This is a genomic window from Citrobacter sp. VF227 (assembly GCF_052950715.1).
Map to the genome: position 1 here is coordinate 1 of NZ_JBRFVF010000345.1, position 480 is coordinate 480.

Consider the following 480-nt stretch of genomic DNA (forward strand, 5'->3'; position numbering starts at 1 on the left):
GCTTGGTGCCGAACGAGCCATGCCCGCCGGCCATCTGCACCACGTACTGCTTGCCGGTCTTCTCGGACACGTAGGTCATCGGCGTCGCCTGGCCACCGGCGGGCAGGCGACCTTTCCACAGTTCCTTGCCGTTTTGCAGGTCGTAGGCGCGCAGGTAGTAGTCCAGGGTCCCGCTCATGAAGGCCACGCCACCCGCGGTGACGATCGGCCCACCCAGCGCTGGCGTACCCACCGGCAGCGGGATGCCCAAGGGCGCGCTGTCGCGGCTGGTGCCGTTCTTGTGCATCCAGACCTTTTTCATGCTGCGCAGGTCCAGCGCGGTGACGTAACCCCAGGGTGGCGTCTGGCAAGGCAGGCCGAGCACCGACAGGAAGGGCTCCAGCCGCACCATGTACGGCGCGCCGAGGTTCGGCTGCAGACCGGTCTCGCCGCCACCGGAGCGCTCGTTCGGGTCGACGTCGCTGCGCTTGACCATGGTCG

General features: G+C 68.1%; 1 pseudogene. It reads right to left on the reverse strand.

The annotated features are described in order from the left end of the window. Window positions 1–480, reverse strand: a pseudogene (locus ACU8YC_RS26670) (membrane-bound PQQ-dependent dehydrogenase, glucose/quinate/shikimate family); the annotation flags it as partial.